General features: G+C 72.5%; 30 protein-coding genes and 1 pseudogene. 21 read left to right on the top strand and 10 right to left on the bottom strand.

Annotated features, from left to right (window positions below):
* Positions 1-159 precede the first annotated feature (159 nt).
* The 7 genes from AMYTH_RS0118080 (at position 160) to AMYTH_RS45220 (ending at position 6,397) form a co-directional block, all read left to right on the top strand.
* Entirely contained in the window at positions 160-939 is a 780-nt protein-coding gene (locus AMYTH_RS0118080) for an ABC transporter ATP-binding protein (RefSeq protein ID WP_027931518.1), read from the top strand.
* Positions 932-1,639 (top strand): ABC transporter ATP-binding protein, encoded by a 708-nt coding sequence (locus tag AMYTH_RS0118075; protein WP_027931517.1) that lies wholly within the window; start codon positions 932-934, stop codon positions 1,637-1,639. The genes AMYTH_RS0118080 and AMYTH_RS0118075 overlap by 8 nt, the downstream gene beginning before the upstream one ends.
* Complete coding sequence (locus AMYTH_RS0118070) at positions 1,639-2,517, top strand: branched-chain amino acid ABC transporter permease (protein WP_027931516.1); 879 nt, start codon at positions 1,639-1,641, stop codon at positions 2,515-2,517. The genes AMYTH_RS0118075 and AMYTH_RS0118070 overlap by 1 nt, the downstream gene beginning before the upstream one ends.
* 2 nt (positions 2,518-2,519) lie before the next feature.
* Positions 2,520-3,572: a branched-chain amino acid ABC transporter permease gene (locus AMYTH_RS0118065; protein ID WP_228684854.1), complete on the top strand. Its 1,053-nt coding sequence runs from the start codon at positions 2,520-2,522 to the stop codon at positions 3,570-3,572.
* 10 nt (positions 3,573-3,582) lie between these two features.
* Entirely contained in the window at positions 3,583-4,887 is a 1,305-nt protein-coding gene (locus tag AMYTH_RS0118060) for an ABC transporter substrate-binding protein (RefSeq protein ID WP_027931514.1), read from the top strand.
* 76 nt (positions 4,888-4,963) lie between these two features.
* Positions 4,964-5,557, top strand: a complete 594-nt coding sequence (locus tag AMYTH_RS0118055; protein ID WP_017981298.1) for a TetR/AcrR family transcriptional regulator — start codon at positions 4,964-4,966, stop codon at positions 5,555-5,557.
* Positions 5,558-5,992: 435 nt separating this feature from the next.
* Positions 5,993-6,397 carry a hypothetical protein gene (locus AMYTH_RS45220; protein WP_157360628.1) on the top strand — a complete coding sequence of 135 codons (405 nt, stop codon included), beginning with the start codon at positions 5,993-5,995 and terminating at the stop codon, positions 6,395-6,397.
* Between the two features lie 72 nt (positions 6,398-6,469).
* Here the strand turns inward: AMYTH_RS45220 and AMYTH_RS0118045 are convergent, their stop codons facing one another.
* The gene (locus AMYTH_RS0118045; RefSeq protein WP_027931513.1) at positions 6,470-7,030 is read right to left on the bottom strand and encodes a hypothetical protein; all 561 of its coding nucleotides are present in this window, start codon (positions 7,028-7,030) and stop codon (positions 6,470-6,472) included.
* An 85-nt stretch (positions 7,031-7,115) separates the two neighbouring features.
* Here AMYTH_RS0118045 and AMYTH_RS0118040 point away from each other — a divergent pair, with 85 nt between their 5' ends.
* On the top strand, positions 7,116-7,538 hold the full coding sequence (locus AMYTH_RS0118040) for a PPOX class F420-dependent oxidoreductase (protein WP_027931512.1): 423 nt from the start codon (positions 7,116-7,118) through the stop codon (positions 7,536-7,538).
* Between the two features lie 72 nt (positions 7,539-7,610).
* Here the strand turns inward: AMYTH_RS0118040 and AMYTH_RS0118035 are convergent, their stop codons facing one another.
* Positions 7,611-8,537 (bottom strand): MBL fold metallo-hydrolase, encoded by a 927-nt coding sequence (locus tag AMYTH_RS0118035; protein WP_209440775.1) that lies wholly within the window; start codon positions 8,535-8,537, stop codon positions 7,611-7,613.
* Between the two features lie 92 nt (positions 8,538-8,629).
* Entirely contained in the window at positions 8,630-8,815 is a 186-nt protein-coding gene (locus tag AMYTH_RS0118030; RefSeq protein ID WP_017981302.1) for an antitoxin, read from the bottom strand.
* Between the two features lie 192 nt (positions 8,816-9,007).
* On the opposite strand from AMYTH_RS0118030, the pseudogene AMYTH_RS0118025 reads away from it, so the two are divergent.
* Both AMYTH_RS0118025 and AMYTH_RS0118020 read left to right on the top strand, forming a co-directional pair.
* Positions 9,008-9,808, top strand: a pseudogene (locus AMYTH_RS0118025) (glycoside hydrolase family 16 protein); the annotation flags it as partial.
* 100 nt (positions 9,809-9,908) lie between these two features.
* Entirely contained in the window at positions 9,909-10,529 is a 621-nt protein-coding gene (locus AMYTH_RS0118020; RefSeq protein WP_037322593.1) for an SDR family NAD(P)-dependent oxidoreductase, read from the top strand.
* A gap of 9 nt (positions 10,530-10,538) precedes the next feature.
* Here AMYTH_RS0118020 and AMYTH_RS0118015 read toward each other — a convergent pair whose 3' ends face one another.
* The gene (locus AMYTH_RS0118015) at positions 10,539-11,150 is read right to left on the bottom strand and encodes a pentapeptide repeat-containing protein (RefSeq protein ID WP_027931508.1); all 612 of its coding nucleotides are present in this window, start codon (positions 11,148-11,150) and stop codon (positions 10,539-10,541) included.
* Positions 11,151-11,225: 75 nt separating this feature from the next.
* Between AMYTH_RS0118015 and AMYTH_RS45215 the strand changes: the two genes are divergently transcribed.
* Entirely contained in the window at positions 11,226-12,314 is a 1,089-nt protein-coding gene (locus tag AMYTH_RS45215; RefSeq protein WP_084022844.1) for an alpha/beta hydrolase family protein, read from the top strand.
* Between the two features lies 1 nt (position 12,315).
* Here the strand turns inward: AMYTH_RS45215 and AMYTH_RS0118005 are convergent, their stop codons facing one another.
* Positions 12,316-12,864 (bottom strand): PH domain-containing protein, encoded by a 549-nt coding sequence (locus AMYTH_RS0118005; RefSeq protein WP_027931507.1) that lies wholly within the window; start codon positions 12,862-12,864, stop codon positions 12,316-12,318.
* Positions 12,865-12,907: 43 nt separating this feature from the next.
* Here AMYTH_RS0118005 and AMYTH_RS0118000 point away from each other — a divergent pair, with 43 nt between their 5' ends.
* The gene (locus AMYTH_RS0118000) at positions 12,908-13,543 is read left to right on the top strand and encodes a GNAT family N-acetyltransferase (protein ID WP_027931506.1); all 636 of its coding nucleotides are present in this window, start codon (positions 12,908-12,910) and stop codon (positions 13,541-13,543) included.
* A gap of 6 nt (positions 13,544-13,549) precedes the next feature.
* Here AMYTH_RS0118000 and AMYTH_RS0117995 read toward each other — a convergent pair whose 3' ends face one another.
* Positions 13,550-14,128 carry a TetR/AcrR family transcriptional regulator gene (locus AMYTH_RS0117995; protein WP_027931505.1) on the bottom strand — a complete coding sequence of 193 codons (579 nt, stop codon included), beginning with the start codon at positions 14,126-14,128 and terminating at the stop codon, positions 13,550-13,552.
* A 90-nt stretch (positions 14,129-14,218) separates the two neighbouring features.
* Here AMYTH_RS0117995 and AMYTH_RS0117990 point away from each other — a divergent pair, with 90 nt between their 5' ends.
* The 6 genes from AMYTH_RS0117990 to AMYTH_RS45200 are packed head-to-tail and all read left to right on the top strand — an operon-like array spanning position 14,219 to position 17,690.
* Positions 14,219-14,665, top strand: coding sequence for a DUF1772 domain-containing protein (locus AMYTH_RS0117990; protein WP_027931504.1), 447 nt, complete (start codon positions 14,219-14,221; stop codon positions 14,663-14,665).
* Positions 14,666-14,691: 26 nt separating this feature from the next.
* A complete protein-coding gene (locus tag AMYTH_RS0117985) occupies positions 14,692-15,072 on the top strand; it encodes a DoxX-like family protein (RefSeq protein ID WP_228684853.1) in 381 nt (126 codons plus the stop codon).
* Entirely contained in the window at positions 15,069-15,875 is an 807-nt protein-coding gene (locus AMYTH_RS45210) for a BtaA family protein (protein WP_051362735.1), read from the top strand. The genes AMYTH_RS0117985 and AMYTH_RS45210 overlap by 4 nt, the downstream gene beginning before the upstream one ends.
* On the top strand, positions 15,872-16,603 hold the full coding sequence (locus tag AMYTH_RS0117975) for a DUF2071 domain-containing protein (protein ID WP_209440774.1): 732 nt from the start codon (positions 15,872-15,874) through the stop codon (positions 16,601-16,603). Before AMYTH_RS45210 ends, AMYTH_RS0117975 begins: the two co-directional genes overlap by 4 nt.
* On the top strand, positions 16,603-17,289 hold the full coding sequence (locus AMYTH_RS45205) for a class I SAM-dependent methyltransferase (protein ID WP_051362734.1): 687 nt from the start codon (positions 16,603-16,605) through the stop codon (positions 17,287-17,289). The genes AMYTH_RS0117975 and AMYTH_RS45205 overlap by 1 nt, the downstream gene beginning before the upstream one ends.
* On the top strand, positions 17,289-17,690 hold the full coding sequence (locus tag AMYTH_RS45200; RefSeq protein ID WP_148085686.1) for a hypothetical protein: 402 nt from the start codon (positions 17,289-17,291) through the stop codon (positions 17,688-17,690). The genes AMYTH_RS45205 and AMYTH_RS45200 overlap by 1 nt, the downstream gene beginning before the upstream one ends.
* On the opposite strand, the gene AMYTH_RS0117960 is transcribed toward AMYTH_RS45200, so the two are convergent.
* Together AMYTH_RS0117960 and AMYTH_RS0117955 are read right to left on the bottom strand one after the other, a co-directional pair.
* A complete protein-coding gene (locus AMYTH_RS0117960; RefSeq protein WP_027931501.1) occupies positions 17,653-18,339 on the bottom strand; it encodes a response regulator in 687 nt (228 codons plus the stop codon). The genes AMYTH_RS45200 and AMYTH_RS0117960 overlap by 38 nt on opposite strands.
* A complete protein-coding gene (locus AMYTH_RS0117955) occupies positions 18,332-19,408 on the bottom strand; it encodes a sensor histidine kinase (protein WP_051362732.1) in 1,077 nt (358 codons plus the stop codon). Before AMYTH_RS0117955 ends, AMYTH_RS0117960 begins: the two co-directional genes overlap by 8 nt.
* Positions 19,409-19,539: 131 nt before the next feature.
* On the opposite strand from AMYTH_RS0117955, the gene AMYTH_RS0117950 reads away from it, so the two are divergent.
* Both AMYTH_RS0117950 and AMYTH_RS0117945 read left to right on the top strand, forming a co-directional pair.
* A complete protein-coding gene (locus AMYTH_RS0117950; RefSeq protein ID WP_027931499.1) occupies positions 19,540-20,217 on the top strand; it encodes a hypothetical protein in 678 nt (225 codons plus the stop codon).
* A gap of 38 nt (positions 20,218-20,255) precedes the next feature.
* Positions 20,256-20,918 carry an HAD family hydrolase gene (locus AMYTH_RS0117945; RefSeq protein ID WP_037323890.1) on the top strand — a complete coding sequence of 221 codons (663 nt, stop codon included), beginning with the start codon at positions 20,256-20,258 and terminating at the stop codon, positions 20,916-20,918.
* Positions 20,919-20,974: 56 nt separating this feature from the next.
* On the opposite strand, the gene AMYTH_RS47950 is transcribed toward AMYTH_RS0117945, so the two are convergent.
* The gene (locus AMYTH_RS47950) at positions 20,975-21,379 is read right to left on the bottom strand and encodes a hypothetical protein (RefSeq protein WP_228684851.1); all 405 of its coding nucleotides are present in this window, start codon (positions 21,377-21,379) and stop codon (positions 20,975-20,977) included.
* A 391-nt stretch (positions 21,380-21,770) separates the two neighbouring features.
* Here AMYTH_RS47950 and hisS point away from each other — a divergent pair, with 391 nt between their 5' ends.
* Entirely contained in the window at positions 21,771-23,057 is a 1,287-nt protein-coding gene (hisS, locus tag AMYTH_RS0117935; RefSeq protein ID WP_027931497.1) for a histidine--tRNA ligase, read from the top strand.
* A gap of 622 nt (positions 23,058-23,679) precedes the next feature.
* Here the strand turns inward: hisS and AMYTH_RS0117930 are convergent.
* Complete coding sequence (locus tag AMYTH_RS0117930; protein ID WP_027931496.1) at positions 23,680-24,816, bottom strand: epoxide hydrolase family protein; 1,137 nt, start codon at positions 24,814-24,816, stop codon at positions 23,680-23,682.
* Positions 24,817-24,832 lie beyond the last annotated feature (16 nt).

Genomic DNA, 24,832 nt, shown 5'->3' with positions numbered 1-24,832 from the left:
GTCTGGTTACCGCAAAAGTCCAGAACTGGGTTCTGTTCGATCACGCTTGAGCTGATTGTCCGAAGGGGCTGTGCAAGACGCGCCAGGCTGTGTACGGTCCCTCCAAACCGAACCTGATTCTGTTTTTGCACACCTGCGAAGAGGCGGTGGTCGCGAGAAATGGCGCAGCAAGCCCCGTTGCTACGAGTGGACGAGCTGAACGTGTCCTTCGGCGGATTGCGGGTCCTCCAGGCGGTCTCGCTCGAAGTGGCCGAAGCGGAGGTGCTCGGCGTCATCGGTCCCAACGGCGCGGGCAAGACGACCCTGTTCAACACGATCTGCGGGTTCGTCCGCCCGGACTCCGGCGCCCTGTCGTTCGACGGCCGCCGTCTCCTGCCCCGCCCGCACCGGCTCACGCGGCTGGGGATCGCCCGCACCCTGCAGGGCCTCGGGTTGTTCCCCAACCTCAGCGCGCTGGACAACGTCGCCGCCGGCGCGACCCACCGCTCGCGCACCGGCCCGGTCGGCGCGCTGCTGGCTTCGCCGTGGGCCGAGCGGCACGAGCTGCGGCTGCGGGACCAGGCGATGGGCATGCTCGAGCAGTTCGGCATCGCCGACGCCGCGCAGCGGCCGTGCGCGAGCCTGCCCTACGGCATCCGCAAACGCGTGGCCCTGGCCCGCGCGCTGATCAGCGAACCGCGCCTGCTGCTGCTCGACGAGCCCGCGGCCGGCCTGTCCGCCACCGAGATCACCGAGCTCGCCGACACCGTGCGGGGGCTACGCCAGCGCACCACCGTCATGCTCGTCGAGCACCACATGGAGTTCGTGATGAACCTCTGCGACCGGCTCGTCGTGCTGGACTTCGGCGAGGTGATCGCCACCGGCACGCCCGCGCAGGTGCGGGAGGACCCGGCCGTGCAGCGCGCCTACCTCGGCGAGGCGGTGGCGGCCGATGCTTGAGGTCAGCGGCCTGGTCGCCGAGTACGGGCCGGTGCGCGCGCTGCACGACATCGACCTGACGGTCGAGCGCGGCTCGATCACCGCGGTGCTCGGCGCGAACGGCGCGGGCAAGACGACGCTGCTGCGCTCGTTGTCCGGGCTGCTGCGGCCGAAATCCGGTTCGGTGCGCCTGAACGACCGGGACATCACCCGGCACGGCCCGGAGGACCTGGTCCGGCTCGGCGTTGCGCACGTGCCCGAGGGGCGTGGCGTGATCGTCGAGCTGACGGTCGAGGAGAACCTGCGCCTCGGCGGGCTGTGGCGGCGGGACCGGGCGTGGCTGCGCACCGGCGTGGCGCGCATGTTCGAGTTGTTCCCGCCGCTCGAACAGCGGCGGCACCAGCGCGCGGAGACGCTGTCCGGCGGTGAGCGGCAGATGCTCGCGATCGGGCGTGCCCTGATGAGTCGTCCCGACCTGCTGCTGCTGGACGAGCCCTCGCTGGGCCTCGCGCCGCGCACCGCGGCGCAGATCGTCGCGACGCTGCGCCGCCTGCGCGCGGAAACCGGCCTGACCCTGCTGCTGGTCGAGCAGAACGCGGGCACGGCGCTGTCGGTGGCCGACCGCGCCGTCGTGCTCAACGTCGGCCGCAAGGTCGCCGACGACGAAGCCGCCCGGCTGGCCGCCGACGACCGGGTCCGCCGGGCCTACCTGGAGATGTGATGGGACGGTTCCTCGACTTGACGCTCGCCGGGCTGACCAGCGGCGCGGTGTACGCCGCGGTCGCGCTGGCCCTGGTGCTGATCTGGCGCTCCACGCGAATCGTGAACTTCGCGCAGGGCGGGATGATGATGATCACCACGTTCCTCGGCTGCACCGTGGTCAGCCACGGCGGGTCCTACTGGCTGGCGCTGGCCGTCGCGATCGCCGCCGGGCTGGTGCTCGGCGCGGTCGTGGAGCGAGTGCTGATCCGGCCGGTAGCGAAGCGGCCGCCGCTGGACGCGGTGGTGGTCACGTTCGGCCTGCTGGTCGGGCTGCAGGGCATCGCCGGGATGGTGTTCGGCGGCACCCCGCAGTCCTACCCGCCCGCGTTCTCCATCGCCGGGTTCCAGGTGGGCGGGCGGCAGATCCTGTTCTCGCCCAACGACTTGTGGATCGTCGGCGTGGTGCTCGCCGTGATGGTGGTGCTGGCGGTGGTGTTCCGCCGGACCTCGGCGGGCCTGCGGATGCGCGCGACGGCGTTCGCGCCGGAGGTGGCCCGGCTGCTGGGGGTGCGCGTCGGCCGGATGCTGACCGTCGGCTGGGCGCTGGCCGCGGTGGTCGGCGCGGTCGCCGGGGTGCTGATCGCACCGAGCACGTTCGTCAGCCCGACGGCGTTCGACGCGGTGCTGGTGTTCGGGTTCACCGCGGCCGTGATCGGCGGACTGGACAGCCCGCCGGGCGCGGTCGTCGGCGGGGTCGCGCTGGGCCTGGTGCTCAGTTTCGTCTCGGGCTACCTGGGCCCGGACATCGTGACGCTGGGCGCGCTGGTCGTGCTCATCGTGGTGCTGATGGTGCGGCCGCACGGGTTGTTCGGCGCGGGAGCGAGGCGGCGGGTATGACGATGACGGAAACGCAGGCGCCCCAGCGGGAAGCGCCCAGGGCGCCGCTGTGGCGACGGTCCACTTTGCTGCGTCACGCGTGCTTCGCGGTGCTGGGGCTGCTCGGGTTCTGGCTGCTGTCGATCGCGCTGGACCCGTTCGCGAACCTGCAGCTGGCCCAGATCGCCTACACGGCCATCGCGGTCGCCGGGCTCACGGTGCTGTCCGGCCTCAGTGGACAGATCTCGCTCGGGCACGGCGCGTTCGTCGCGGTCGGCGCCTACACCGCCGCGCTGCTGCTGGAGAACGCCGAGTGGAGCCTGGCGCCGGTGCTGGTGGTCGCGACCGCGGGCACCGCGCTGGTCGGCACGCTGGTCGGGGTCGCCGCGGCGCGGCTGCGCGGGCCGTACCTGGCGGGCGCGACGCTCGCGCTGGCCGTCGGGCTGCCGTCGCTGGCCGACTACCACGGCCTGCGTGACCTGCTGGGCGGCGCGAACGGCCTGATCGTCAGCCCGCCGGTGCCGCCGCTGTCGCTGGGCGAGACGTTCCCGCTGGAACGGTGGCAGTCCTGGATCTGCGGGATCTGCCTAGTGGTCGTGTTGTTCCTGCTGGCCAACCTCAGCCGCAGCCGCCTCGGCCGCGACATGCGGCTGGTGCGCGAGGACGAGGACGCCGCGGCCCTGTCCGGCGTGCACGTCGCCCGCACCCAGATCCTCGCGTTCTGCGTCAGCGCCGGGTGCGCGGGACTGGCCGGCGGCCTGTTCGCGATCGTCAACAACCTGGCCGCACCGGGGGCGTTCACGCTGGCCCTGTCGCTGTCCCTGCTCACCGCAGCCGTGCTGGGCGGGCTCGGCAGCCTCGCCGGCGCGGTGTACGGCGCGGTGATCGTGACGCTGCTGCCGAACTGGTCGACAGACCTCGCGCAGCAGGCCGACCTGCCGCGCGCGGTCTACGCCAACATCCCGCTGGTCCTCTATGGACTGGTGCTGATCCTGGTCATCCTGGCCTTCCCCGGCGGCATCCAGTCCGGGGTGCGCCGGATCGGCCGCCTGCTCCGCCGTAACCGGAAGAACTGAAGGAGACGAGATGGTCCTGTCCAGACGCCCGCGCACGGCGGTCGCGCTCACCGCGGCGCTCGCGCTCACCTTGACCGCGTGCGGCGGTGGCGGTTCGGGCGGTGGCAGCACGCCCGGCGTGACCGACACCGACGTGCTGATCGGCAGCACCCTGCCGCTGACCGGCAACGCGGCGCCCGGCTACAGCGAGCAGGGGCCGGCGGCGAAGGCGATGTTCGACTACATCAACGCCAGCGGCGGGATCCACGGGCGCAAGATCAACCTGAAGTACGTCGACGACGCCTACAACCCGGCGAACACGGTCACCCTGACCAAGCAGCTGGTGCTGGAGGACAAGGTGTTCGCGATGGTCGGCGCGCTCGGCACGCCGACCCACACCAAGGTCGTGGACTTCCTGAACAGCTCGCGCGTGCCGGACCTGTTCGTGGCGTCCGGCTGCACCTGCTGGGACCAGCCGGACAAGAACCCCTACACCTACGGCTGGCAGCCCGACTACACCGTCGAGGGCAAGATCCTCGGCGACTACGTCGCGAAGAACTTCGCGGACAAGAAGGTGGCCTACTTCTACCAGGACGACGACTTCGGCGCCGACGGCATGAAGGGGCTGGACAAGTTCATCGACCAGAGCCTGGTCGTGTCGCGGCAGCCCTACCAGCCGGGCAACACCGACGTCGCGGCGCAGGTGTCGGCGATCGCGCGCAGCGGCGCGGAGGTCGTGGTGCTGGAGACGATCCCGGCCTACACCGCGCTGTTCAAGCTGACCGCGCTGAAGCTGGGCTACAACCCGCAGCTGGTCGCCTCCAGCGTGGGCGCGGACCCGGTGACGGTGGCCGGGCTGCTGGAGAACTTCGCCAAGCAGAGCGGCGCGTCGGTGAAGGGCAGCGACCTGGTCGAGGGTCTGGTCAGCAGCGCCTACCTGCCGGCGAGCAGCAACGCGCAGAACTCGTGGATCCAGCTGTTCAAGAAGGTGCACGACACCTACATCCCGAACCTGCCGTTCGACGGCAACGTCATCTACGCGATGTCGTACGCGTACACGTTCGCGCAGGTGCTGCAGGCCGCGGGCAAGGACCTGACGCGGCAGGGGCTGATCGACGCGCTGAACAAGGGCGGGTTCACCGGGCCCGGCCTGGTGCCGTTCCGGTACGGGCCGGAGTCGCACGCCGGCTACACCGGCGGGCAGATCTCGACCATCCGCGGCGGGCAGCAGGTGCTCTCCGGCACGCCGCTGACCACCGACGACGGCGACGGACCGGTGGTGCCGTACACGCAGCCGCAACCGGCGGCGCCGGCCAACGGCGTGCCGGCGGCGTGAGGTGGGCGCCGCGTCCCGGCGGGGCTCACGTCACGCCGGGACCGGCGCCGGCCGTGCGGTCCGGCACAATCGGGGTATGACCGAGGCCACCACCGGGAGCACGCGGGCGCAGATCACGCGCGCCGCCCTGCTCGACGCAGCCCGCGAGGTGTTCGTCGCCTCCGGTTACGAGGACGCCAAGCTCGTCGACATCGCCGACCGGGCGGGCGCCAGCATCGGCAGCCTCTACCACCACTTCACCGCGAAGTCGGACCTGTGGATCACGCTGTACGACGAGTACACGCGGCGGCAGCAGCACCGGTCGGCGCGTGCGTTCCGGACCGCGCTGGCCGCGGGGGAGGAGGACGCGCTGCGGCTGTTCATCGCCGGCACCCGCGCGTACCTGGAGGGGTGCTGGGAGGAGCGGCAGCTCGCGCGGATCTTCCTGTCCGGCAGCGGGCCCGCCGGGTTCGGGCTGCTGACGCGGCAGCGGTTCCGGGAGTGGCTGCACGCGAACTCCACGCTGGTGAACGGCCACACGCGGCCGCTGTCGGACATGCTGGTGCTGTGCCTGACGGCGATGGCCACGGAGGCGGGGCGCGAGGTGGCGGCCGCGTCGTCGAAGGCGAAGGCGCGCCGGATGATCGACGAGGTGCTCGAACTGATGGGACGCCTCTACCCGGCCTCTTGACGGGATTCTCGGCGAACCGCCGCGGGAGACCGCGACCGTGGCGAGGCACCCGCTCACCAGGACGGTGAACAGGACGACGCCGAGGACGTGCCGGCTGCGCGGGTTGCCCCAGGTTCGGCCAGGGATGGTGCCAAGGGCAGCAGGCCGAACACAGAGCACTTGCTCGCAGCGCAGGTAGCCCAGGCTCGCCCACACCTGCCCCACTCTCGATGCCCCCGGTCCCGATGCGCCACTCTCGATGCCCCCGGTCCCGATGCGCCAGTCCCGATGCGCCAGTCCCGATGCTCCAGTCCCGATGCCCCACTCCCGATGCTCCAGTCCCGACCCCTCGGCGGCTCGCCCCCATCCTGGCAGTAATTGTTGAACAATCCTCTTGTCGTCTCGATCAACGTCGCGCTAGGCTGCGCCATTGCTTCCGGCAGGAGAGGAAATCCGATGAAGTCCCACAGGGGAATTCGCGTCGCGGTGGCTCTGTCGTCCGGCGTACTTGCGGTACTGGCCTTCCAGGGCACGGCTTCGGCGGCCCCGGTGCCGCCCGGAGACGGCTGGGACCACGTCTGGTCCGGCGCGTCCGGCGATTTCAAGGTGTACGTGGAGGAACACGGCGACCTGATCTCGGCCTGCGACACGAAGGCGGACGGCAAGACCCCGACGGTGTGGGTCGGCCCCGGCACCGGGGAGACGACGCGGTACTCGTTCCGGGTGACCGGCGGGAGCGGCAGCTGTGTCTCGAAGAGCGCCTCGCTCGGCGGGGTTTACAACCTGCCCGAGGGGCAGAAGTTCACCGTCACGGCGTGCAGCTATGGCTGCGGCGCCTGGCCGTTCGTGAACGACCACTAACGCCCGCCGGCGCGCGTCGACCCTCACTCGGGTGCTCTTGGCGCTGATCGCAGGCCAGACCTGCCACGGGTGTCAGCGGAGCAGGTCGGGCCGGACTCTGGCGATCTCCTGGGTCAGCTGCCGGACCGTGCCGATGTTCGGCAGTCTCAGTTCCACTTCCGGACCGGCGTCCGGCAGGGGTTTTACCAGCGCGCTGTGGCGGGTCGCGAAACGGCCGTCCGCGGGGGTGAACACGAGGGCAGGCAGCACGGGCTTCGAGTTCGGGTCGCCCTTGACCGGCGGGCGCGGTTCGCGTCCGCGCACGGCACGCAACTCCTCCCACGCGATCAGGTCGGATTTGCGACCGGCTCCCCACCACAGTCCACGCTGATCGACGACGAAGCGGTGCACGCGGGGGACGGAGCTGATCATGACCAGCAGGCCGCCCAGCGCGAGCGCGCCGAAGAGGAACGACGCGGCGGCCGGAGTGAAGTTCTTCGCCCTCGACGAAGCGGACGGATGCCCGACGTCCGGGAAGAGGGCGACCAACCCGAAGACGACGAACATGGCCAGCCCGCCGATGAACACCCATCGGCCGGACCGGAATTCGACGACGGGCGTCTCAGGATCGGGGGACCACGTCTGCTCGGGCACGGACGGCAGCGTAGCCGAAGGCGGCTTCGGCGGGAGCGCGTGCGCGATTGACCCTCACATCAGTGTGAGGGTGCATGATCGGACCATGACCTTCGACCCGCACGACCTCCTCGCCGAGGCCCGGATCGCCGTACTGGCCACGATCAAGGCCAACGGCCTGCCCCAGCTGTCGCCCGTCACGCCGTACTACGACCGCGACGCCGGGGTGATCTACGTGTCCATGACGGAGGGCCGGGCCAAGACCCGCAACCTCCGCCGCGACCCGCGCGCCGCCCTGGAGGTCACCAGCTCCGACGGCTGGGCGTGGGCGACCGCGGAGGGCACCGTCACCCTGACCGGCCCTGGCGCCGACCCGCACGGCCCCGAGGTCGAGGCGCTGGTCGACTACTACCGCAAGGCCGCGGGCGAGCACCCGGACTGGGCGGAGTACCGCGAGGTCATGGTGTCCGACCGGCGGGTGCTCATGACGCTGAACGTCGAGCGCGTCTACGGCGAGCAGATCCGCTGACCCCACCGGCCCGAACGCGGAACTCGCGCCCGCGTGTGCGGGACTCGTGCCCGCGGGCGTGGGACTCGTGGGTCAGATGTCGAGGCGGATCAGGCCGGTTTCGGTCATCCGCTCGCCGTGGGCGGCGGCGCTGGTGAGCAGGTCCTTGACGCCGGCCGGGAAGTCCAGCTCGGTCCCGTGCGCCTGCGCCTGCGCGTACGCGATCCGCGCGTTGACGCCGTGCCGCTCGCCCGCGCCCCACTCCGGCCAGCGCGCCCTGGCGGCCTCCTCGATCGCCGCGTAGTCCGCCGAGCCGGCGACGGCCTCCTGCAGCCACTCGAAGTATTCGCGCACGTCCGCGACCGGGTTCTCCGTCGCCGCCGTCACCGGGCCGTGCCCGGGCACGTAGGTGGTCGCGCCGAAGGTTTCCAGCCAGCTCAGCGCTTCCAGCCACCCGGCGACGGACCCGGAGATCGCCAGTGGCGTGACCCCCAGGAACAGCAGGTCACCGGTGAACAGCGTGCCGGACTCTTCGTGCCACACCACCAGATCCCCGTGCGTGTGCGCCGGCCCGGGCACCGGCACGACCGCCACCGACGTGCCGCCCAGGTCGAGGGTCTTCGGCTCGGTGACCGGGGAGATGTCCGCAGGCGGGTCGATGGCGCCCCAGTCGCAGCTGAAAAGCATGTCGTAGGTGTGCGGCCCGGACAGCACCTCGCCCGCGGCGGGCGGGGTGGCCAGGATCGTCGCGCCCGCCGCGGCCAGGCGGCCGGCTCCGTGGGCGTGGTCGCCGTGCGCGTGGGTCAGCGCGACCGTGCGGGGCGTGCCGGGCGCGAGGTAGGCGTCGATCGCGGTCTCCAGCCGCCGGTTCAGCGGCTCGGTCGCGAACGTGTCGACCTGCAGAGCCGCGTCGCGGCCCGCGACGAGCCCCGCGTTGCTGACGAACCAGCCGCCGGGCGGCTGGTGGAAGGCGATGACGCCGGGGTGCAGCGCCACCGGGTTCAGGTCGGGTCTGGACACGCGGCCCAGCATCCTCCTCGGCGGGCGAGGAAGGGAAGAGTCCTTCGGGACGAAGACCTCGCCCCGAAGGACTCGTTCCATTGTGGACTTCCTCACTGCGGCGGCGGCTGCTCCTGCTGCCCGCGCACGAAGTCCTTGGCCTTCTCCGACGCCTGGTCGATCTTGTCGCTGTGTTCGCCGAAGCGGCCCTTGGCGGCCTCGGCGGCCTTGTCGATGCCCTGGTCCGCCTTGTCCGGGTTCTTCCCCAGGGCGTCCTTGGCCTTGTCGAACATGTTCATGGCTCACCTCCTAGGCGCCCCGGCTACCCGGCCCGGAACTGCGGAAACGCCACAATCACCCACGCGCGGGTCACTCACGCGAGGGGGACTCGGGTGGAAAGTCCCCACCAGGACGCCTTGTTGGAATGGTCTAGTCCACGCTACTTTGTTCTTCCCCACAACAAACGGCCGGAAGGCGTGATGTCGATGAAGATGTCGAGCTGGCTCCGTTTCCTCCTCCCCGCACTGGTCACCGCCGCCACCCTCACCGCGCCGCCGGCGCAGGCGGCCACGGTGACGTTCAACGACGACTTCAACGGCCCCGCGGGCAGCGCGGTCGACCCGGCGAAGTGGCAGCTGGAGACCGGGGACAACGTCAACAACCACGAGCGGCAGTACTACACGGCCGGCGCCGCCAACGCGGCGCTCGACGGCCAGGGCAACCTCGTGATCACCGCCCGCCGCGAAAACCCCGGCGGCTACAACTGCTGGTACGGGCCGTGCGAGTACACCTCGGCCCGGCTCAACACCGCGGGCCGGTTCACCCAGACCTACGGCCACTTCGAGGCCCGCATGAAACTGCCGCGCGGGCAGGGGATGTGGCCGGCGTTCTGGGCGCTGGGCAACGACATCGGCACCAACGGCTGGCCGAACTGCGGCGAGATCGACTTCATGGAGAACGTCGGGTTCGAGCCGAACACCGTGCACGGCACCATCCACGGCCCCGGCTACTCCGGCGCGGAGGGCGTCGGCGCCGCCTACTCCGGGCCGAACTTCTCCGACGGCTTCCACACCTTCGCCGTCGACTGGGCGCCCAACCAGATCCGCTGGTACGTCGACGGCGTGCTCTACCAGACCAGGACGCCCGCCGACCTCGGCGGCGACCGCTGGGTGTTCGACCACCCGTTCTTCCTGATCCTCAACCTCGCCGTGGGCGGCTACTGGCCCGGCGACCCGGACGGCAGCACCCAGTTTCCGCAGCAGCTCGTCGTCGACTACGTGCGCGTGACGAACTGACCGCACGGCCGGGACCGGCTCGCGGCCGGGTCAGGTCGTGAGCCGGTGCCGGCGCAGTTTGACCTTGTCACCGTGTCAGGCTTTTACCGTCGCCCGCATGAGTGGAGTGGTGATCATCGGGGCGGGCCCGGGCATCGGGCAGGCGGTGGCGCGGCGGTTCGCGCGCGAGGGCCTGCCCGTCGCGCTCGTGGCGCGCACGGAGCGGACCATGCCCGGCGCGCGGAGCTTCGTCGCCGACAGCACGGACGAGGACGCGCTGCGGGCCGCGCTGGACGCGGCGGCGGCCGAGTTCGGCACGCCGGACGTGCTCGTCTACAACGCGGCGCTCATCCAGCCGGACGCCCCGGGCGAGCTGTCGGCGCGGGCGCAGCTGGACGCGTGGGCGGTGAATGTCGTCGGCGCGCTGACCGCCGCGGCGCACGTCGCTCCGGCGATGGCCGACCGGGGCAGCGGCACGATCCTCGTCACCGGCGGGATGCCGGAACCCAAGCCGGAGTACGTGAGCCTGTCCCTGGGCAAGGCCGGGGTCCGCACGCTCGTCGCCCTGCTCGACGCGCGGTACGGGCCCGCGGGGGTGCACGTCGCGTCGGTGACCGTGGCCGGGCCGGTCGCGCCCGGCACCGCGTTCGATCCGGACGACATCGCCGAACACTACTGGGACCTGCACACGCAGGAGCGGCCGTGGTCGATCGAGGTCGTCCACGACGGGCGCGGGTGAGCGCCGGGGTCAGCGGATCCGCACGCCGAGCGCGCTGGCCAGCACGAGGGCCTGCTCGGGGTCGATCGTCGCCCCGGCGACCTTCGTCTCCAGCGGGTTCAGCCCGGTGATCTCGCTGCCCCGCAGGTCGCAACCGGACAGATCGGCGCTGTGCAGCCAGGCGCCGGACAGGTCGCACCGGTGCACCGTGCCGCCGATCCGGGCGCCGGTCAGGTCGGCCTCGCGCAGGCGCACGCCGCTGAACGACGCGCGCCGTAGGTCGGCGCCGGGCAGGCCGGTGAACGACCAGTCGCCGCCTTCGACGGTCAGCAGGTCGAAGGTGCAGCGGTCGAACGTCGAGCCGGTCGTCTTGCAGTCGGTGAAGGTGGCGTCGAAGAACGAGCACCCGGTGAACGTGCAGTTCAGGAACGCGGCGCCGGTGTGCCGGGAGGCGTTGAACCGGCTGTCGCGGAAGGTGCACTCCGTGAAGACCGCGCCCTCGGTGACCGCCTCGCTCAGGTCGGCCCGGACGAACGCGACGTGCTCGTGCCGTTCGCCGCTGAGGTGCGCGCCCTCCCAGTCCTGGCCGGTGATCGTCGAGCCGGTCGCGGGAGCCGGGGTGCCGTGCCTGCGTTCCGCCACCGCCCGACCCTATCCGGGTCCGGCCCGGGAATTCCCCGGATGCCGCGCCGCGCGCGGCCGAGCAGCATGATCGGCATGATCTGGAGATCCTTCGTGCTCGCCGTGGCTGTGTTGCTCGCGTCGGTGGTGCCGGCGTCCGCGGCGACGGGCCTCGCGTTGCCGCGGCCCAGCGGCCCGCACCGGGTGGGGCAGACCGAGTTGCACCTGGTGGACGCTTCGCGGACCGATCCGTGGCGTGGCGGGCCGCGGGAGCTGATGGTCAGCCTGCACTACCCGGCGCTGCCCGGCCCTGGGCGCGCGGCGCCGTACATGCTGCCCGGCGCCGCCGCGCACTTCGACGCCGTCACCGCGAACGGTTTGCTGGGGCTGGGCGTGCCGTCGGCGGACTGGGCGGGCGTGCGGACCAACGCGCGGCGCGACGCCGTGCCGCTGCCCGGGCGGTGGCCGGTGGTCGTGTACTCGCCGGGGCTGGGTGAACCGCGCACGTGGGGCACCGCGACGGCCGAGGACCTGGCGAGCCGCGGGTACGTCGTGATCAGCATCGACCACACGTGGGAGTCGCCGGAGGTGGAGTTCCCGGACGGCTCGGTGCGGACCATGGTCGACCCGGGCGATCCGGATGCGTTCCTGCGGAAGGCGCTCGACGTGCGGGTCGCGGACACGCGGTTCGTGCTGGACGCGCTGGCCGGGCGCCTGGACGTGAGCCGGGTCGGCATGATCGGGCACTCGATGGGCGGGGCGGCCGCGGCGCTGACGATGGCCGCCGACCCGCGCGTGGTGGCCGGGGTGAACTTGGACGGGAACCTGACGTGGTTCGACGGCAGCCTGATGCCGCCGGCCGAGGAGGGGCTGCGGGGGCCGTTCCTGCTGGTCGGCAAGGACGGCGAGACCGACACGGGCCCCGGCTGGAACGCCTTCCGCGCGGCTACGCAGGGCTGGACAGCGCAGCTGCGGTTGCTCGGCTCGGAGCACGCGACGTTCACCGATGCCGCGGCGTTGGTACCGCAGCTGGGCGTCCCGCTGGGCACCCTCGACCCGGCGACCGCGGTGCGCACGCAGCGCGCGTACGTGGCGTCCTTCTTCGACCGTTGGCTGCGCGACCGGAACGACCACCTGCTGGACGGCCCGTCGCCGCGCTACCCGGAGATGGTGTTCGTGGGGTGAGCTAGTTGACGAGCCAGGCGATCCCCGCGACGGAGAACATACCCGCGTACACCGCGGCCAGGATGGCGAGGTTGCCGGCCCAGATCTGCTTCGTCACCACCTCGGCCGAGCCTTGGTCCAGTGCGCGCCGTCGTGCCCTCTCGATGCGTTCCTGCATCGCGCGTTGCTTGCGGTTGTGACGGATGGTGGAGGCCAGGGACTCCGCGCCGGTCTGCGGTGCCACGACTTTGCCGTCGGACAACACGATTCGCAGAGCTGGCTGGGCTTCCAGCCTGCTCACCGCCGACCACGGGATCGAGTACCGGGTGAAGAAGTTGTGGACCACAAGACCGCTCTCCTTGACCTCCACCCTGACCTGCAGGTACCTGATCGGCCCCCAGAACCCCCAACCGGTGGCGAGGATCAGTTCGGCGATGTTGCCGAAGGCATCTCCGCGAAAGATGCCGTCGGCTACCACCCAGATGAACAGGATCGCGACAGCGAGTGCGGCGACGGCGATGTACCACTGTTCTCCGCCCCGTCGCAGCACCGTGATCGTCTCACCGCGCATTCGTCTCACCTCGGGTCGTTGGAACCTCTGTCAGGATGGGCCGATGCTGGCCGATCACTTCCCGTTGCTCGCGTTGCGGGTGCGGACCCCTCGGCTCGAACTGCGCCTGCCTGCGCCGGAGGAGCTCGCCGCGCTCGCGGAGCTCGCCGCGGAGGGGGTGCACGCGCCGGACAGCATGCCGTTCCTCGTGCCGTGGACCGACCAGGAACCGGCGCTCGTGGCGCGGTCGCTCGTGCAGTTCCACTGGCTCCGGCTGGGCCGGTGGAGCCCGGACGACTGGGGCCTGGACCTCGTCGTCTTCCGGGACGGCGAGGTGGTCGGCCAGCAGAGCATGAGCGCGAAGCAGTTCGCCATCATCCGCGAGGTCCACACCGGTTCGTGGGTCGGCCGCCGTCACCAGGGCCAGGGCATCGGCACGGAGATGCGCCGCGCGGTGCTGCACCTGGCCTTCGCGGGCCTGGGCGCGGAGGAGGCGGCGTCCGGCGCGTTCGAGGACAACGCCGCCTCCCTCGCGGTCTCCCGCAAGCTCGGCTACCGCCCGGACGGCGTCGCGCGACACGTGGTCCGCGACGCGCTCGCCGTCGAGCACCGGCTGCGCCTCGGCCGCGACGCGTGGCGCGACGACGTCCCGGTGACGATCGAGGGTCTGCCGCCCTGCCTGCCGCTCTTCGGGATCTGACCGCCGTCAGAACACGGCTAGCCGGTCCACGAGCAGTTCCGTCCGCCGCTCGGCGTCCTCCGGCGGCAGCCGTCCCGCCCGGGTCAGCGTCGCCAGCCCGTGCAGGGCCGCCCAGAACACCTCGGTGAACAGCCCCGGGTGCACGCCGTCGCCGGCGACCTCGCTGAGGTTCTCCAGCAGGGCGGCGAAGCCCTCCTTCAACGGTTCCGGTGTGTCGTCCTGCGCGAACGCCAGACCGCCGTCGAGCTGGAACATGGCGTCGTAGACCGCCGGGTGGCGAGCGGCGAAGTCGAGGTAGGCGCGGGCGAGAGCGGTGACCCGGGCACGCGGCCCCGCCGCGGCTGCGGCCGCGGCCCGCAGCGCTGTGGCCAGTTCGGTGGCGCCTTGCAGGGCGACGGCGCCGATGATCTCGCGTTTGCCGCGGAAGTGGCTGTAGAGAACCGGCTGGCTGTATTCGATGCGCTCGGCGAGCCTGCGGGTGGTGACCGCGTCCCAGCCTTGCTGCTCGGCGAGTTCGCGGGCCGTCGCCAAGATCAGGCGTTCCCGGTTCGCCCGCTCGCGCTCCTTGCGTTCCTGTACCGACACCAGTGCATCCTAGCACTGCTAGACAATCGAGCAGTGGTTGCGCTAGCGTCGCCACATCGGCTAGCAACGCTAGATTTCACAGGAGTCGCCATGCTCAACGCACTCGAGGTGCTCACCACCGTCGTCGTCGGCGTGATGGTGGGGGTGGAGTTCTCGGTCGCCTTCGTCATCAACCCGATCGTCGCCCGCCTCCCGGACGACAGCACCCTGCTCGCCCGCGCCCACGGCGGCCGGATGCTCGGCGCCGTGATGCCGGTCTGGTACCTCACCTCGCTCGCCCTCGTCGCGGTCTGGGTCATCGCCGGGTGGCGCCACGACGGCGCCGGTCTCGTCGTCACCGCCGGCGCGCTGCTGATCGTCAGCGTGATCATGTCGGTCCTGCTGCTCGTCCCGATCAACAACCGGGGCAAGACGTGGACCCCGGAGAACCGGCCCGCGGACTGGAAGCAGCAGGCGCAGCGCTGGGACCGCTTCCACTACATCCGCGTGGCCGTCATCATCGGCGCCTTCGCCCTGTTGGCCGCAGCCCTCGCCTGAGCCCGAGCGAGATCTAGAGTCGACCCGTGCGCGTGGGGGAGTGGGCGGCCCGATGGGTGCCGCCGGGGGCGGTGGCCGCCGTGTGGATCTACGAAGGTCTCGTCGCCAAGGTGCTGGGCGCCCGGCCGGACGAGCGGGCGATCGTCGAATCCGTGCCGGTGCTCGGCGGGGCCGCCGCGGTGGTGCTGGTGCTGATCGGCCTCGCCGAGGTCGCCCTCGGCGGATGGGTCCTGACCGGCTGGGCGCCGCGCACCGCCGCGGCCGTGCAGACCGCGCTGCTCGCCGGGTTCAACGCCGGCGGCCTCGCCTTCGGCGGCGGGCACATCGCCGAACCGCTGAACCTGGTGCTGCACAACGTCGTCCTGCTCGTCCTGGCCTGGCTCGTCGCACTCCGGCGGCACCGGTGAACCCGTGGGCGGGCCGGCGGGGCCTGCTGTTCGGCTGGGGCTACGAGGATCCGGACGTCGAACTCCGCGTCCTGCCCCGCGGGCGCGTCCTCGCGATCGCGGCCGCCGGGGAGACCGTGTCCGCCCTCGCGCGCGCCGGGTACGAGGTCACCGCCGTCGACATCAACCCCACACAACTGGCCTACTGCCGGGACCGCCTCGCCGGCGCCCCCGCGACCACCGGCCGGGCCGAACGCCTGCTCACGGCCGGGCGCGCCGCCCTCCGGGCGCTCGATCCCCGCTGGCGACGCGTCGACGAGGTCCTCCGCGACGGCGACCCCGTCGCGCTGCTGGAATCCCGCCGCCTCCAGGGCCTGCTCGCGGCCGGGCTCGCGCCGCTGGGCCTCCTGCTGCCCGCCTTCCGGCACGCGATCCCGCCGCGCCTCGACCGCGTGCTGCTCGCCCGCCTCCGCCGGGGCCTCGCACACGCCCCAGCGGACAACCCGTGGGCGTGGCGCCTGCTCGCCGGCCGCGACGAACTCACCCGCGACACCCGCGCCGCCGCCACGCTCGTCCACGCCGACGTCGCCGAGCACCTCGAACAGGCGCCCCGCGGCTGCTACGACGGCATCTCCCTGTCGAACGTCCTCGACGGCCCCGACGCGGGTTACGCGGCCCGGCTCGCCGCGGCCGTGCGGCACGCCCTGCGGCCCGGGGGAGTGGTGGTGTCCCGCTCGTTCCGCGAACCACGTCCCGGCGAGGATCCCGGCCCGCCGGACCGCTCGATGCTCTGGGGTGTGGTCGAAGTACGGAGGTGTCCATGACCGCGCTGAACCGGCATCCCCTGCCCATGCGCACCAGGTTCGACCACTCGCTCGTCCTCACCTACGCCGTCGATCCGGCGCAGGTCGCGCCGCTGCTGCCGGAACCGCTGACCCTGGACACCTACACCGGCCAGGACGGCGCCGAGCACGCCTTCGTGGCCGTCGCCCTGGTCGCGCTGCGGCACCTGCGGCCGTCGATCCTGCCCGCGCCGCTCGGGTTCCGCTCGGTGATGACCGGCTACCGGGTCCTCGCCCGGCTGCGCACCCCGGGCGGGAAGACCATGCGCGGCTTGCGGATCCTGCGCAGCGACACCGACCGCGCCCTGCTCGCGCTCGGTGGGAACGTCCTCACCGGCTACCACTACCACCGCAGCGCGGCCCGGGTGTCGCGGCAGGACGACGTGCTGCGCTTCACCGTGCGGTCGCGGGACGGGCAGGGCGACCTCGACGTCACCGCCGATCTCGGCGAGCGGGAACCGTTGTGGGACGGGGTGTTCGCGACCCCGGCCGACGCGCGGCGCTTCGCCGGGCCGCTGCCGTACACGTTCTCACCGGACGAGGAGGGCATCGTGGTGGTCAAGGCGTTCCGCAGCACCTGGCGGCCCGAACCCGTCGGCATCGCGCGGCACCACGTCGCCTTTCTGAACCGGTTCGACGGGGCCGTGCTGGCCAACGCGTTCCACGTGTCCGATGTGGACTACGGCTGGCACCGGGGTGAGCTCCGGTGATGCGCGGGGTCGCGCAGGTCCTGGCGTTCAACTGGCCGAAGGTGCTCGCCGGCGCGGTGGCCGCCGCGGCGCCGCTGCCGAAACCGGCGCGGGCCGGGGCGGCGTGGTTCACGGTCGCGAGCCTGGCCGCGTCGTGGTGGGTCTACGACCTCTCCGGCCTCTACCGCTGGACGTGGCTGCGGCCGGTGCTGCCCGCGCGGGTCCACCGGCACGTGCTGGTCACCGCCGGGTTCGACGAGGTGTCGGCGACGCTGCCCGCCCTGCTGCCGGAGTCCGTCGGCGTGGTGCTGGATGTGCTGGATCCACGCGGCCCGGTCGAGGCGTCGATCCGGCGGGCTCGTCGGCGCTACCCGGCGAGGGCGGTCCCGGTGCGGCCGGAGGCGCTCCCGTTGGCGAGCGGCGCGGTCGACGTCGTGCTGGCGGTGCTCGCCGCGCACGAGCTGCGCACCCCGGCCGGGCGGGAGGCGTTGTTCCGCGAAGCGCGCCGCGTGCTGCGGCCCGGTGGCCGGCTGGTGCTGGTGGAGCACCACCGGGACCTGCCGAACGTGCTGGCGTTCGGGCCGGGCGCGTGGCACTTCTACCCGCGCGCGGAATGGGAGCGCGTCGCGACACGGGCTGGCCTCGGGTGTGTCGCCCGGGTGCGGCGGACGCCGCTGGTCACCGCGACGGCGTTCGAGGCGGCGTGATGCTGGAACTGCAGATGCGCCTGGCCGGTGTGGTCGCGATCGTGCTGGGGCTCGCGCACCTCGCGCTGCCGCGGCTGCTCGGGTGGCCCGCCGACCTCGTCGCGGTCAGCCCGATGTCCCGGCTCGTGGTCGGCCTGCACACCGGTTTCGTCGGGCTGACCTGTGTGGTGCTCGGCGCGCTGCTGTGGCCGGTGGACGAGCTGCTCGCGCCGGGCGCGCTGGCCGCGACCGTGCTGGCGGCGCAGACCGTGTTCTGGGGCGCGCGGTGGCTGTGCGAGCTGGTGGTGGTCGGCCGGGTGGTGCGGGCCGCGCCGCTCGCCTGGCGGGCCGCGCACGTGGTCGGCCTCGGCGGCTGGGCGTGGCTCACCGCGGTCCCGCTGACCGCCCTCCTGACGCGGTGACGAGCCCGGTCTCATAGGCGAGGACCACCAGCTGCGCGCGGTCCCGTGCGTGCAGTTTCGCCAGCAGCCGCCCGATGTAGGTCTTCACCGTCGCCAGGGAGAGGTGCAGGCGCTCGGCGAGTTCGGTGTTCGACAACCCGTGTGCGATCAGCGTCAGCACCTCGGTCTCCCGCGGCGTGAGGACGTCGAGTTCGCGGCTCAGGGCCGGGCGGGAGCCGGTCGTCCGGGCGAACTCGGCGATCAGCCGGCGGGTGACGGCGGGCGCCAGCAGCGCTTCGCCGGACGCGACCACCCGGATGGCGGCGCACAGGTCCGCGGGCCGGGTGTCCTTCAGCAGGAAACCGGCCGCGCCCGCCCGCAGCGCGTCGAAGACGTGCGCGTCCAGGTCGAACATCGTGAGGATCAGAACCCGCGCCGACGGCATCCGCTCGGTGAGCAGCCGGGTCGCCGCGATGCCGTCCATGCCCGGCATCCGTACGTCCATCAGCACCACGTCGGGCCGCGCGGCCTGCACGACCTCGACCGCTTCCGCGCCGGTCGCCGCCTCGCCGACCACCGTCATGTCCGGTTCGCTGTCCACCAGCAACCGGAAACTGCCGCGCAGCAGCGCCTGGTCGTCGGCGATCACCACCCGCAGCGGCTCAGGCAACGGGCACCTCCGCCGGCGCGCACCGCAGCCGGGCCGCGACACGGAAACCGCCGTGCGGCAACGGTTCCGCGGTCAGCTCACCGCCGTACAGCGCGGCCCGTTCGGACATGCCCACGACGCCGTGGCCCGGCCGTACCGGCCCGGGTGACCGGGCGCCGTCGTCGGTGACCTCGATCCGCACCTCGCCGGCGTGTGCCCGCACCACCACCCGGCACCGCGCGGGAGCGGCGTGCTTCACCACGTTCGTGACCGCCTCCTGCACGATCCGGAACGCCGCCAGCTCCACCGGCCGCGGCAGGTCCGCCACGTCGACGTCCAGCTCCACCGCGACCCCCGCGGACGCCGCCCGTTCCGCCAGCCGCGGCAGATCCGCCAGTTCGCCCGGCGGCTCGGCGTCCTCTCGCAGCGCGCTCAGCAACCGCCGCATCTCACCGAGCGCTTCGCGGCTGGTCTCCTCGATGATCCGGAGCGCTTCGCGGGCTTCGTCCGGCCGGGACTCCGCCACGTGGTTGGCCACGCCCGCCTTCACCGCGATCAGGCCCATCCCGTGGGTGACGACGTCGTGCAGTTCCCGGGCGATCCGCAGGCGCTCGTCGGTGCGGATCTGGTGCTGCCGCTGCAGTTCCAGCTGCTCGGCCTGGGCCCGGTGCGCGTGTGCCGCCCGCCCGGCCGCCCACGCCGCGACCAGCAACGGCACGCCGAGGACGTACCACCAGGCCGCGAAACCCGCGACCGCCGCGACCGCGCACGCGCCGAGCAGTGGCAGCAGCCGGTCCCGGCCGAGCGCGACGACGTGCAGCACCACCGCGGCGCCCGCGAAGGGGTCCCAGAGCACGCCGAGGAACGCGGCCGCCGTCGACACGGCCAGCACGAACACCAGCACCGGGACCGGCCACCGCCGCCGCACCAGCACCGCCAGCCCGATCACGACCGCCATGGCCATCGAGCCGCCCAGCCGCCAGCCGGTGTCGTCGCGCAGCAGGTTCCCGCCGACGGCGACGTCCACCGCGATCAGGAGCACGGCCGGCAGCGCGGCGGTGGCGCGTGAACGCCACGGCGAGGGGCTCATCCGTCGCACGATATCCGGGTGCTGCGCCGGCCGCGTCCGTCCACGGCGGTCATACCAGGGTCTGATGTCCGCGGCCGGAGTGTCCGCTGTGGTGCGATCCGCCGCGTTCCGGACACTGGCAGGTTCGCCGCATGACTCGTGAACCGCGCTGGATCGCCGGCCTGGCGATGATCGCCGCCCCGCTGCTGTTGCTCACCGGGATGCTGTTGCGCCTCCCGGTCCCGTTCTTCTTCCCGCACCAGCTCGCCGCGGCCGCCGACCACCCCGGCCGGATGAGCGCCGCCTACACCTGCGTGCTCGCCGGGACGCTCCTGCTGTGCCCGGCGGTGCTCGCGCTCAGCGCGCGGGTCAGGTCCGGGCCGGGCGCCTTGGCCGCGGTCCTCGTCGTGACCGGGCTGTTCGCGCGGGTCTTCCACGCCGGGTTCGACCAGGCCGCCCTCGCGCTGGCCCGCCACCGCGGGGCCGGGTTCGCCACCGCGTTCGTCGCCGACGCCTACGGCGATGCGCACCTGTTCAGCTACCTGTCGTTCACGATCCTGCTCGGCTGGCCGGTGCTCGCGTTCGCCGCCTGGCGGGCGGGCGTGCTGCACCCGGTCCAGGCGGTGGGGCTGGTGGCGATGGCGGCCATGCCGCTCGGGGTGCTCAAGGGGACGACCGTGCTGTCCCTCGTGGCGGTGGCGGGCGTGGCCGTGGCACTCGTGCCCGAGGGGCTGCGCCTGCTCCGCGCCGCGCCGCGGCCGGACTTCCGGCTGGTGGCCGTCGCGGTGCCGGTGGTGGGCCTGCTCGCGTACGTCAGCACCCTCGGGTGAGCGTTTCCCGGCCCGGCGCCGTGGGCAATCTGCCGGGCATGGCCAAGGTTCTCGTGCTCGATGTGGACGGCACGCTGGTGGACACCAACTACCACCACGCGCTCGCGTGGTTCCGCGCCTTCCGCGGGCACGGCGTGACGGTGCCGGTGTGGCGCCTGCACCGCGCCATCGGCATGGGCGGTGACCAGCTGGTGCCCGAGGTCGCCGGGCAGGAGGTCGAGGACTCCTGCGGCGACGACGTCCGGGCGAAGTGGAAGGAACTGGTCGACGGGATGCTGCCCGAGGTGTGCGCGCTCGACGGCGCCCACGAGCTGCTCCAGGCCGCCGACGACGCCGGCTATCGCGTGGTGCTCGCCAGCTCCGGCAAACCCGACCACGTCGACCACTACCTCGACCTCATCGACGGCCGCGAGCTGGCGGCCGACTGGACCAGCTCGAAGGACGTCGAGGCCACCAAACCGGAGCCGGACCTGCTGGAGGTCGCGCTGGAGAAGGTGCGGGGCGAGGAGGCCGTGGTGATCGGCGACTCGGTGTGGGACTGCGTCGCCGCGCGCCGCATCGGCCTGCCGTGCGTCGGGCTGCTCACCGGCGGGTTCTCCGCGGCGGAACTCACCGACGCCGGCGCCGCCCGGACGTTCACCGACCTGCGCGAACTCCGGGCGAGCCTGGACGAGCTGCCGTTCGGGGCCTCGCCGCGCTGATCACCGCTGCAGGTGCGCGGGCACGATGGGGAGTTAGGTGGGTTGTCCTGGCCAGGTCACTCCGCATCGTGCGGCGGCCGCGGGGAGGCGTCGATCTCCAGTCGTGCCGGGGCGCCGCCCGTGAGCTGGCGTTCGTGGGTGACCGTCCGGTCGAGCTGCTTCGCCAGGTGCGGGATGGTCGTCGACGGCAGGTAGGTCGTGGCGCCGGCGTCGAGCAAGCGCCGGACGGGGCCCTGGTAGCTCACGCCGAGCTCCGCGTCGTCGATCTCGGCCACCACCACCCGCGCCTTCGGGAACGACCGGCGAAGATTGCCGATCAGCTGCGGGCTCACCGGCGGCACCAGCAGCACGTCCGCCGTCGCCGGTGCCGCGTGCATGTCGATCACGATGTAGTCGGCGCCGAGCTCGGCCGACAGCTTCCCCCGCGCCGACTCCGACAACCGCATGGCCGTGGCGACCACCGTGACGTCGTCGGCGATCTCTGCCGCCGGCCGGGGCGCGCCGCCCGTGCTGGAGATCGTCCGATCACCTTGCCGTCCCGCGTGACCACGAGGTCCTCGCCCGGCGGCAGCGCGTCGATGAGATCCGCACGCTGCCGCACACTCCCAGACCGCCTCCGGACCCCGCCGGAGTTTTTTCCGGATCCGTGGTTTACCGCCCGGCGACCGGGGTAGTCAGCCCGCGGAGTCGCAAGTCCGGTGGACGCGCAGGGGTGCCGTCGGACGGAGCAGGAAGCCTCGGCCCACCTCCCCCTCGGCGGGCCGGGGCTTCCGTCTGTCCAGGGGTAGTGCGCACCCGCCCGCACCGGCGCGGGACAATGGCAGGCGCACCCGACCAGCAAAGGACCGATTCATGGCGAAGGCCGCCGAGCCACCTTCAGGTACCCGCGACTTCCTGGCCGACGACGTGCGTCGCCGGAAGGCGGCGTTCGACACCGTCAGCGCGGTCTTCGAGCGCTACGGCTTCGACCCCCTGGAGACCCCGGCCTTCGAACGCCTCGAGGTGTTCGCGGGCAAGCTCGGCGACGACGCGTCCGCCCTGATCTTCAAGATCCTCAAGCGCGGGGTGCACGAGGCCAGCGGCGAGGCCGACCTGGCGCTGCGCTACGACCACACCGTGCCGCTCGCCCGGGTGATGGGCACCTACGGCAGCAAACTGCCCTCGCCCTACAAGCGCTACGCCATCGGCCCGGTGTGGCGCGCCGACCGCCCCGCGCAAGGCCGGTTCCGCGAGTTCGTGCAGTGCGACATCGACACCGTCGGCTCGTCGTCCCCGCTCGCCGACGCCGAGACCCTGTGGGCGATCAACGACGCGCTGACCGCGCTGGGCGTCGCGGACTTCCGCTTCCTGGTCAACAGCCGCCAGGCGCTGCACGGCCTGCTGGAGGCCTACGGCATCCCCGAGGAGGCGGGCACGAAGGTGCTCGGCAGCCTCGACAAGCTGGACAAGGCGACCCCGGACGCGGTGATCGCCGAGCTGGCCGACCGCGGCCTGGCGGCCGAGACCGCGGAGAGCCTGGTCGGGGACGTCGTCGCCACCGACACCGACCGCATCCGCAAGCAGCTCGACACCACCGAGCGCGGCCGCGCCGGCCTCGCCGAGGTCGACAAGCTCGTGGAGCTGACCGCGGGCCTGCCGTCCGGGCGGGTCGTGTTCACGCCGCGGATGGTACGCGGCCTGGACTACTACACGGGCCCGATCTTCGAGGTCACCGCCGCCGGCTACCCGGGGTCGATCTCGTCCGGCGGCCGCTACGACGGGCTGGTCGCGAAGCTCGGCGGCCCGGACATGCCCGCGTGCGGCGGGTCGATCGGCCTGGAGCGGATCCTCGCCGGACAGGCCGCGGCCGACGCCGAGGCCGGTGGCCTGGACGTGGCGCTCACCGTGCTCGGCGCGGAGGACGAGGTGCTGCGGCTGGCGAACCGGCTGCGTGCGCGGGGCCTGCGCACGGGCGTCTACCTGGGCACGTCCGGCAAGCTCGCGCGCCAGTTGAAGTGGGCGAACGACCAGCGGGCGCGCACCGTCCTGATCTACGGCCCGGCCGAGCAGGAGGCCGGCGAGGTGACGGTGCGGGACATGACCTCGGGCGAGCAGACCCGCGTCCCGGTCGACGAGGTGCCCGCGCACCTGCAGCGATAACGACTCGCCGGAGAACGCTCCCAGCAGACTCGCCGGGGGCGTTCTCGGCGCCGAGCCTCTGTGCGGCGACGCCCCGAACGGCAGCTCGTCCAGGCTCGCCCTGACCCCACGCCCGTCGCCGACGCGCCCACACACCAGCAGCGACCAAACCTCAACGCGACGACGCGCCCCCAACGGCAACGGGTGACTCTGTCGTGGCGAGAGGGCTGGGTGAGCGCCGGTGGGGTTTGCCGGAGGCTGGTCGATGCGGCGCGGCGGCCCCGGCGAGCGGTTGCTGGTTGCCGGGGTCGGTGCTGCCGTGGACTCGACGGAATTGCGACCTGTGCCGTGCGGGGAGGGTGGGCTCGCGGGCGGCTGGTGGGTGTGGCGCTTCCCTCGTGGGGGCGGTTGCCGGGGCAGTGCCGGTGGGTACGGCCAGGTGCGCGCCGGCCGGGGTTTGCCGGAGGCTGTCGGCGCGGCGGCGCGCGCCGACGGGAGCGGCTGCTGGTTCGCCGGGGCGGTGCCGCCGTGAACGTGGCTGACAGGGGTTCAGGCCTCCCGGGCTGAGGGCGCGCGGCCCGGCGATACGCGGCGGGCAAGCGCATCGCCGCGCCGCTCGGAAGCGGGTGGCGATCTCTCCCGATCAGCGCACCAGGCGGAAGAAGTTCCGGATCTCCTCCACCCACACCTCCGGCTCTTCGAGCGCCGCGAAGTGGCCGCCGCGCTCGGGTTCGTTCCAGTAGCGGATGTCGGTGTACCGGCGGGCTGCCCAGCGGCGCGACGGGCGCGGCACCTCGCGTGGGAACACCGAGCACCCCGTCGGCACCGGGACCGTGTCCGAAGTGGACCTGCTGAACCAGTCCGACACCTGCTTGAAGCTCTCCCAGTACAACCGCGCCGATGACGCGCCGCTGCGGGTGAACCAGTACACGCTCACGTTGTCGAGCAGCTGGTCGCGCGTCAGCACGCTGCCCGTGTCCACCCACGAGTGGTACTTCTCCACGATCCACGCGCACAACGCCACCGGCGAGTCCACCAACCCGTACCCGACGGTCTGCGGTTTCGTCGACTGCTCCGCCGAGTAGCCCGACTCCCGCGACTCCGCCTCGGCCAGCGCGTCCAGCGCCTCCCGTTCCCGCGGTGACAGATCGGCGAACGTCGCCGGATCGGGCGCCGCGATCGGGGGCTGCACGTGGATCCCGGCCAGCACGTCCGGGTGCTGCTGCCCCATCGCGGTGGTGATGCTGTTGCCCCAGTCGCTGCCGTGCGCCCCGTACCGCGTATACCCCAGCGAGGCCATCAGCGAGGCCCACGCATCGGCGATCCGCTGCACACCCCAGCCGGGCGAGGTGGGCTTGTCGCTGAAGCCGTAGCCGGGCAGCGTCGGCAGCACCACGTGGAACGCGTCCGCGGCCGACCCACCGTGGGAGACCGGGTCGGTCAGCGGCCCGACCACGTCCAGGTACTCCACGATCGACCCCGGCCACCCGTTGGTCAGCACCAGCGGCAACGCGCCGGGGTGCGGCGAGCGCACGTGCGCGAAGTGGATGCCCACGCCGTCGATCGTCGTCCGGTACTGCGGCAGCGCGTTGACCCGCTTCTCGAACGCGCGCCAGTCGTACCCGTCCGCCCAGTACGCGCACAGCGACCGCAGGTACTCCAGCGGCACCCCCTGCGACCAGTCGTCCACCGTCTCGGCGTCCGGCCAGCGCGTGCGCGCCAGGCGGTCCCTCAGGTCCGCCAGTTCACGGTCATCGACAGCGATCCGAAAATTCTCCACGCGCCGACCATAACGA

This window comes from Amycolatopsis thermoflava N1165, assembly GCF_000473265.1.
GTDB classification, from domain to species: Bacteria; Actinomycetota; Actinomycetes; order Mycobacteriales; family Pseudonocardiaceae; genus Amycolatopsis_E; species Amycolatopsis_E thermoflava.
Note: the sequence above shows the minus strand (reverse complement) of the source record. Positions and strands in the feature narration are given on the sequence as shown.

Bases quoted from the DNA above. Each gene is read 5' to 3' on its own strand.
- AMYTH_RS0118080 (WP_027931518.1), top strand. From the start codon at position 160: ATGGCGCAGCAAGCCCCGTTGCTACGAGTGGACGAGCTGAACGTGTCC.
- AMYTH_RS0118075 (WP_027931517.1), top strand. From the start codon at position 932: ATGCTTGAGGTCAGCGGCCTGGTCGCCGAGTACGGGCCGGTGCGCGCG.
- AMYTH_RS0118070 (WP_027931516.1), top strand. From the start codon at position 1,639: ATGGGACGGTTCCTCGACTTGACGCTCGCCGGGCTGACCAGCGGCGCG.
- AMYTH_RS0118065 (WP_228684854.1), top strand. From the start codon at position 2,520: ATGACGGAAACGCAGGCGCCCCAGCGGGAAGCGCCCAGGGCGCCGCTG.
- AMYTH_RS0118060 (WP_027931514.1), top strand. From the start codon at position 3,583: ATGGTCCTGTCCAGACGCCCGCGCACGGCGGTCGCGCTCACCGCGGCG.
- AMYTH_RS0118055 (WP_017981298.1), top strand. From the start codon at position 4,964: ATGACCGAGGCCACCACCGGGAGCACGCGGGCGCAGATCACGCGCGCC.
- AMYTH_RS45220 (WP_157360628.1), top strand. From the start codon at position 5,993: ATGAAGTCCCACAGGGGAATTCGCGTCGCGGTGGCTCTGTCGTCCGGC.
- AMYTH_RS0118040 (WP_027931512.1), top strand. From the start codon at position 7,116: ATGACCTTCGACCCGCACGACCTCCTCGCCGAGGCCCGGATCGCCGTA.
- AMYTH_RS0118030 (WP_017981302.1), bottom strand. From the start codon at position 8,815: ATGAACATGTTCGACAAGGCCAAGGACGCCCTGGGGAAGAACCCGGAC.
- AMYTH_RS0118020 (WP_037322593.1), top strand. From the start codon at position 9,909: ATGAGTGGAGTGGTGATCATCGGGGCGGGCCCGGGCATCGGGCAGGCG.
- AMYTH_RS45215 (WP_084022844.1), top strand. From the start codon at position 11,226: ATGATCTGGAGATCCTTCGTGCTCGCCGTGGCTGTGTTGCTCGCGTCG.
- AMYTH_RS0118005 (WP_027931507.1), bottom strand. From the start codon at position 12,864: ATGCGCGGTGAGACGATCACGGTGCTGCGACGGGGCGGAGAACAGTGG.
- AMYTH_RS0118000 (WP_027931506.1), top strand. From the start codon at position 12,908: ATGCTGGCCGATCACTTCCCGTTGCTCGCGTTGCGGGTGCGGACCCCT.
- AMYTH_RS0117990 (WP_027931504.1), top strand. From the start codon at position 14,219: ATGCTCAACGCACTCGAGGTGCTCACCACCGTCGTCGTCGGCGTGATG.
- AMYTH_RS0117975 (WP_209440774.1), top strand. From the start codon at position 15,872: ATGACCGCGCTGAACCGGCATCCCCTGCCCATGCGCACCAGGTTCGAC.
- AMYTH_RS45205 (WP_051362734.1), top strand. From the start codon at position 16,603: ATGCGCGGGGTCGCGCAGGTCCTGGCGTTCAACTGGCCGAAGGTGCTC.
- AMYTH_RS45200 (WP_148085686.1), top strand. From the start codon at position 17,289: ATGCTGGAACTGCAGATGCGCCTGGCCGGTGTGGTCGCGATCGTGCTG.
- AMYTH_RS0117955 (WP_051362732.1), bottom strand. From the start codon at position 19,408: ATGAGCCCCTCGCCGTGGCGTTCACGCGCCACCGCCGCGCTGCCGGCC.
- AMYTH_RS0117950 (WP_027931499.1), top strand. From the start codon at position 19,540: ATGACTCGTGAACCGCGCTGGATCGCCGGCCTGGCGATGATCGCCGCC.
- AMYTH_RS0117945 (WP_037323890.1), top strand. From the start codon at position 20,256: ATGGCCAAGGTTCTCGTGCTCGATGTGGACGGCACGCTGGTGGACACC.
- hisS (WP_027931497.1), top strand. From the start codon at position 21,771: ATGGCGAAGGCCGCCGAGCCACCTTCAGGTACCCGCGACTTCCTGGCC.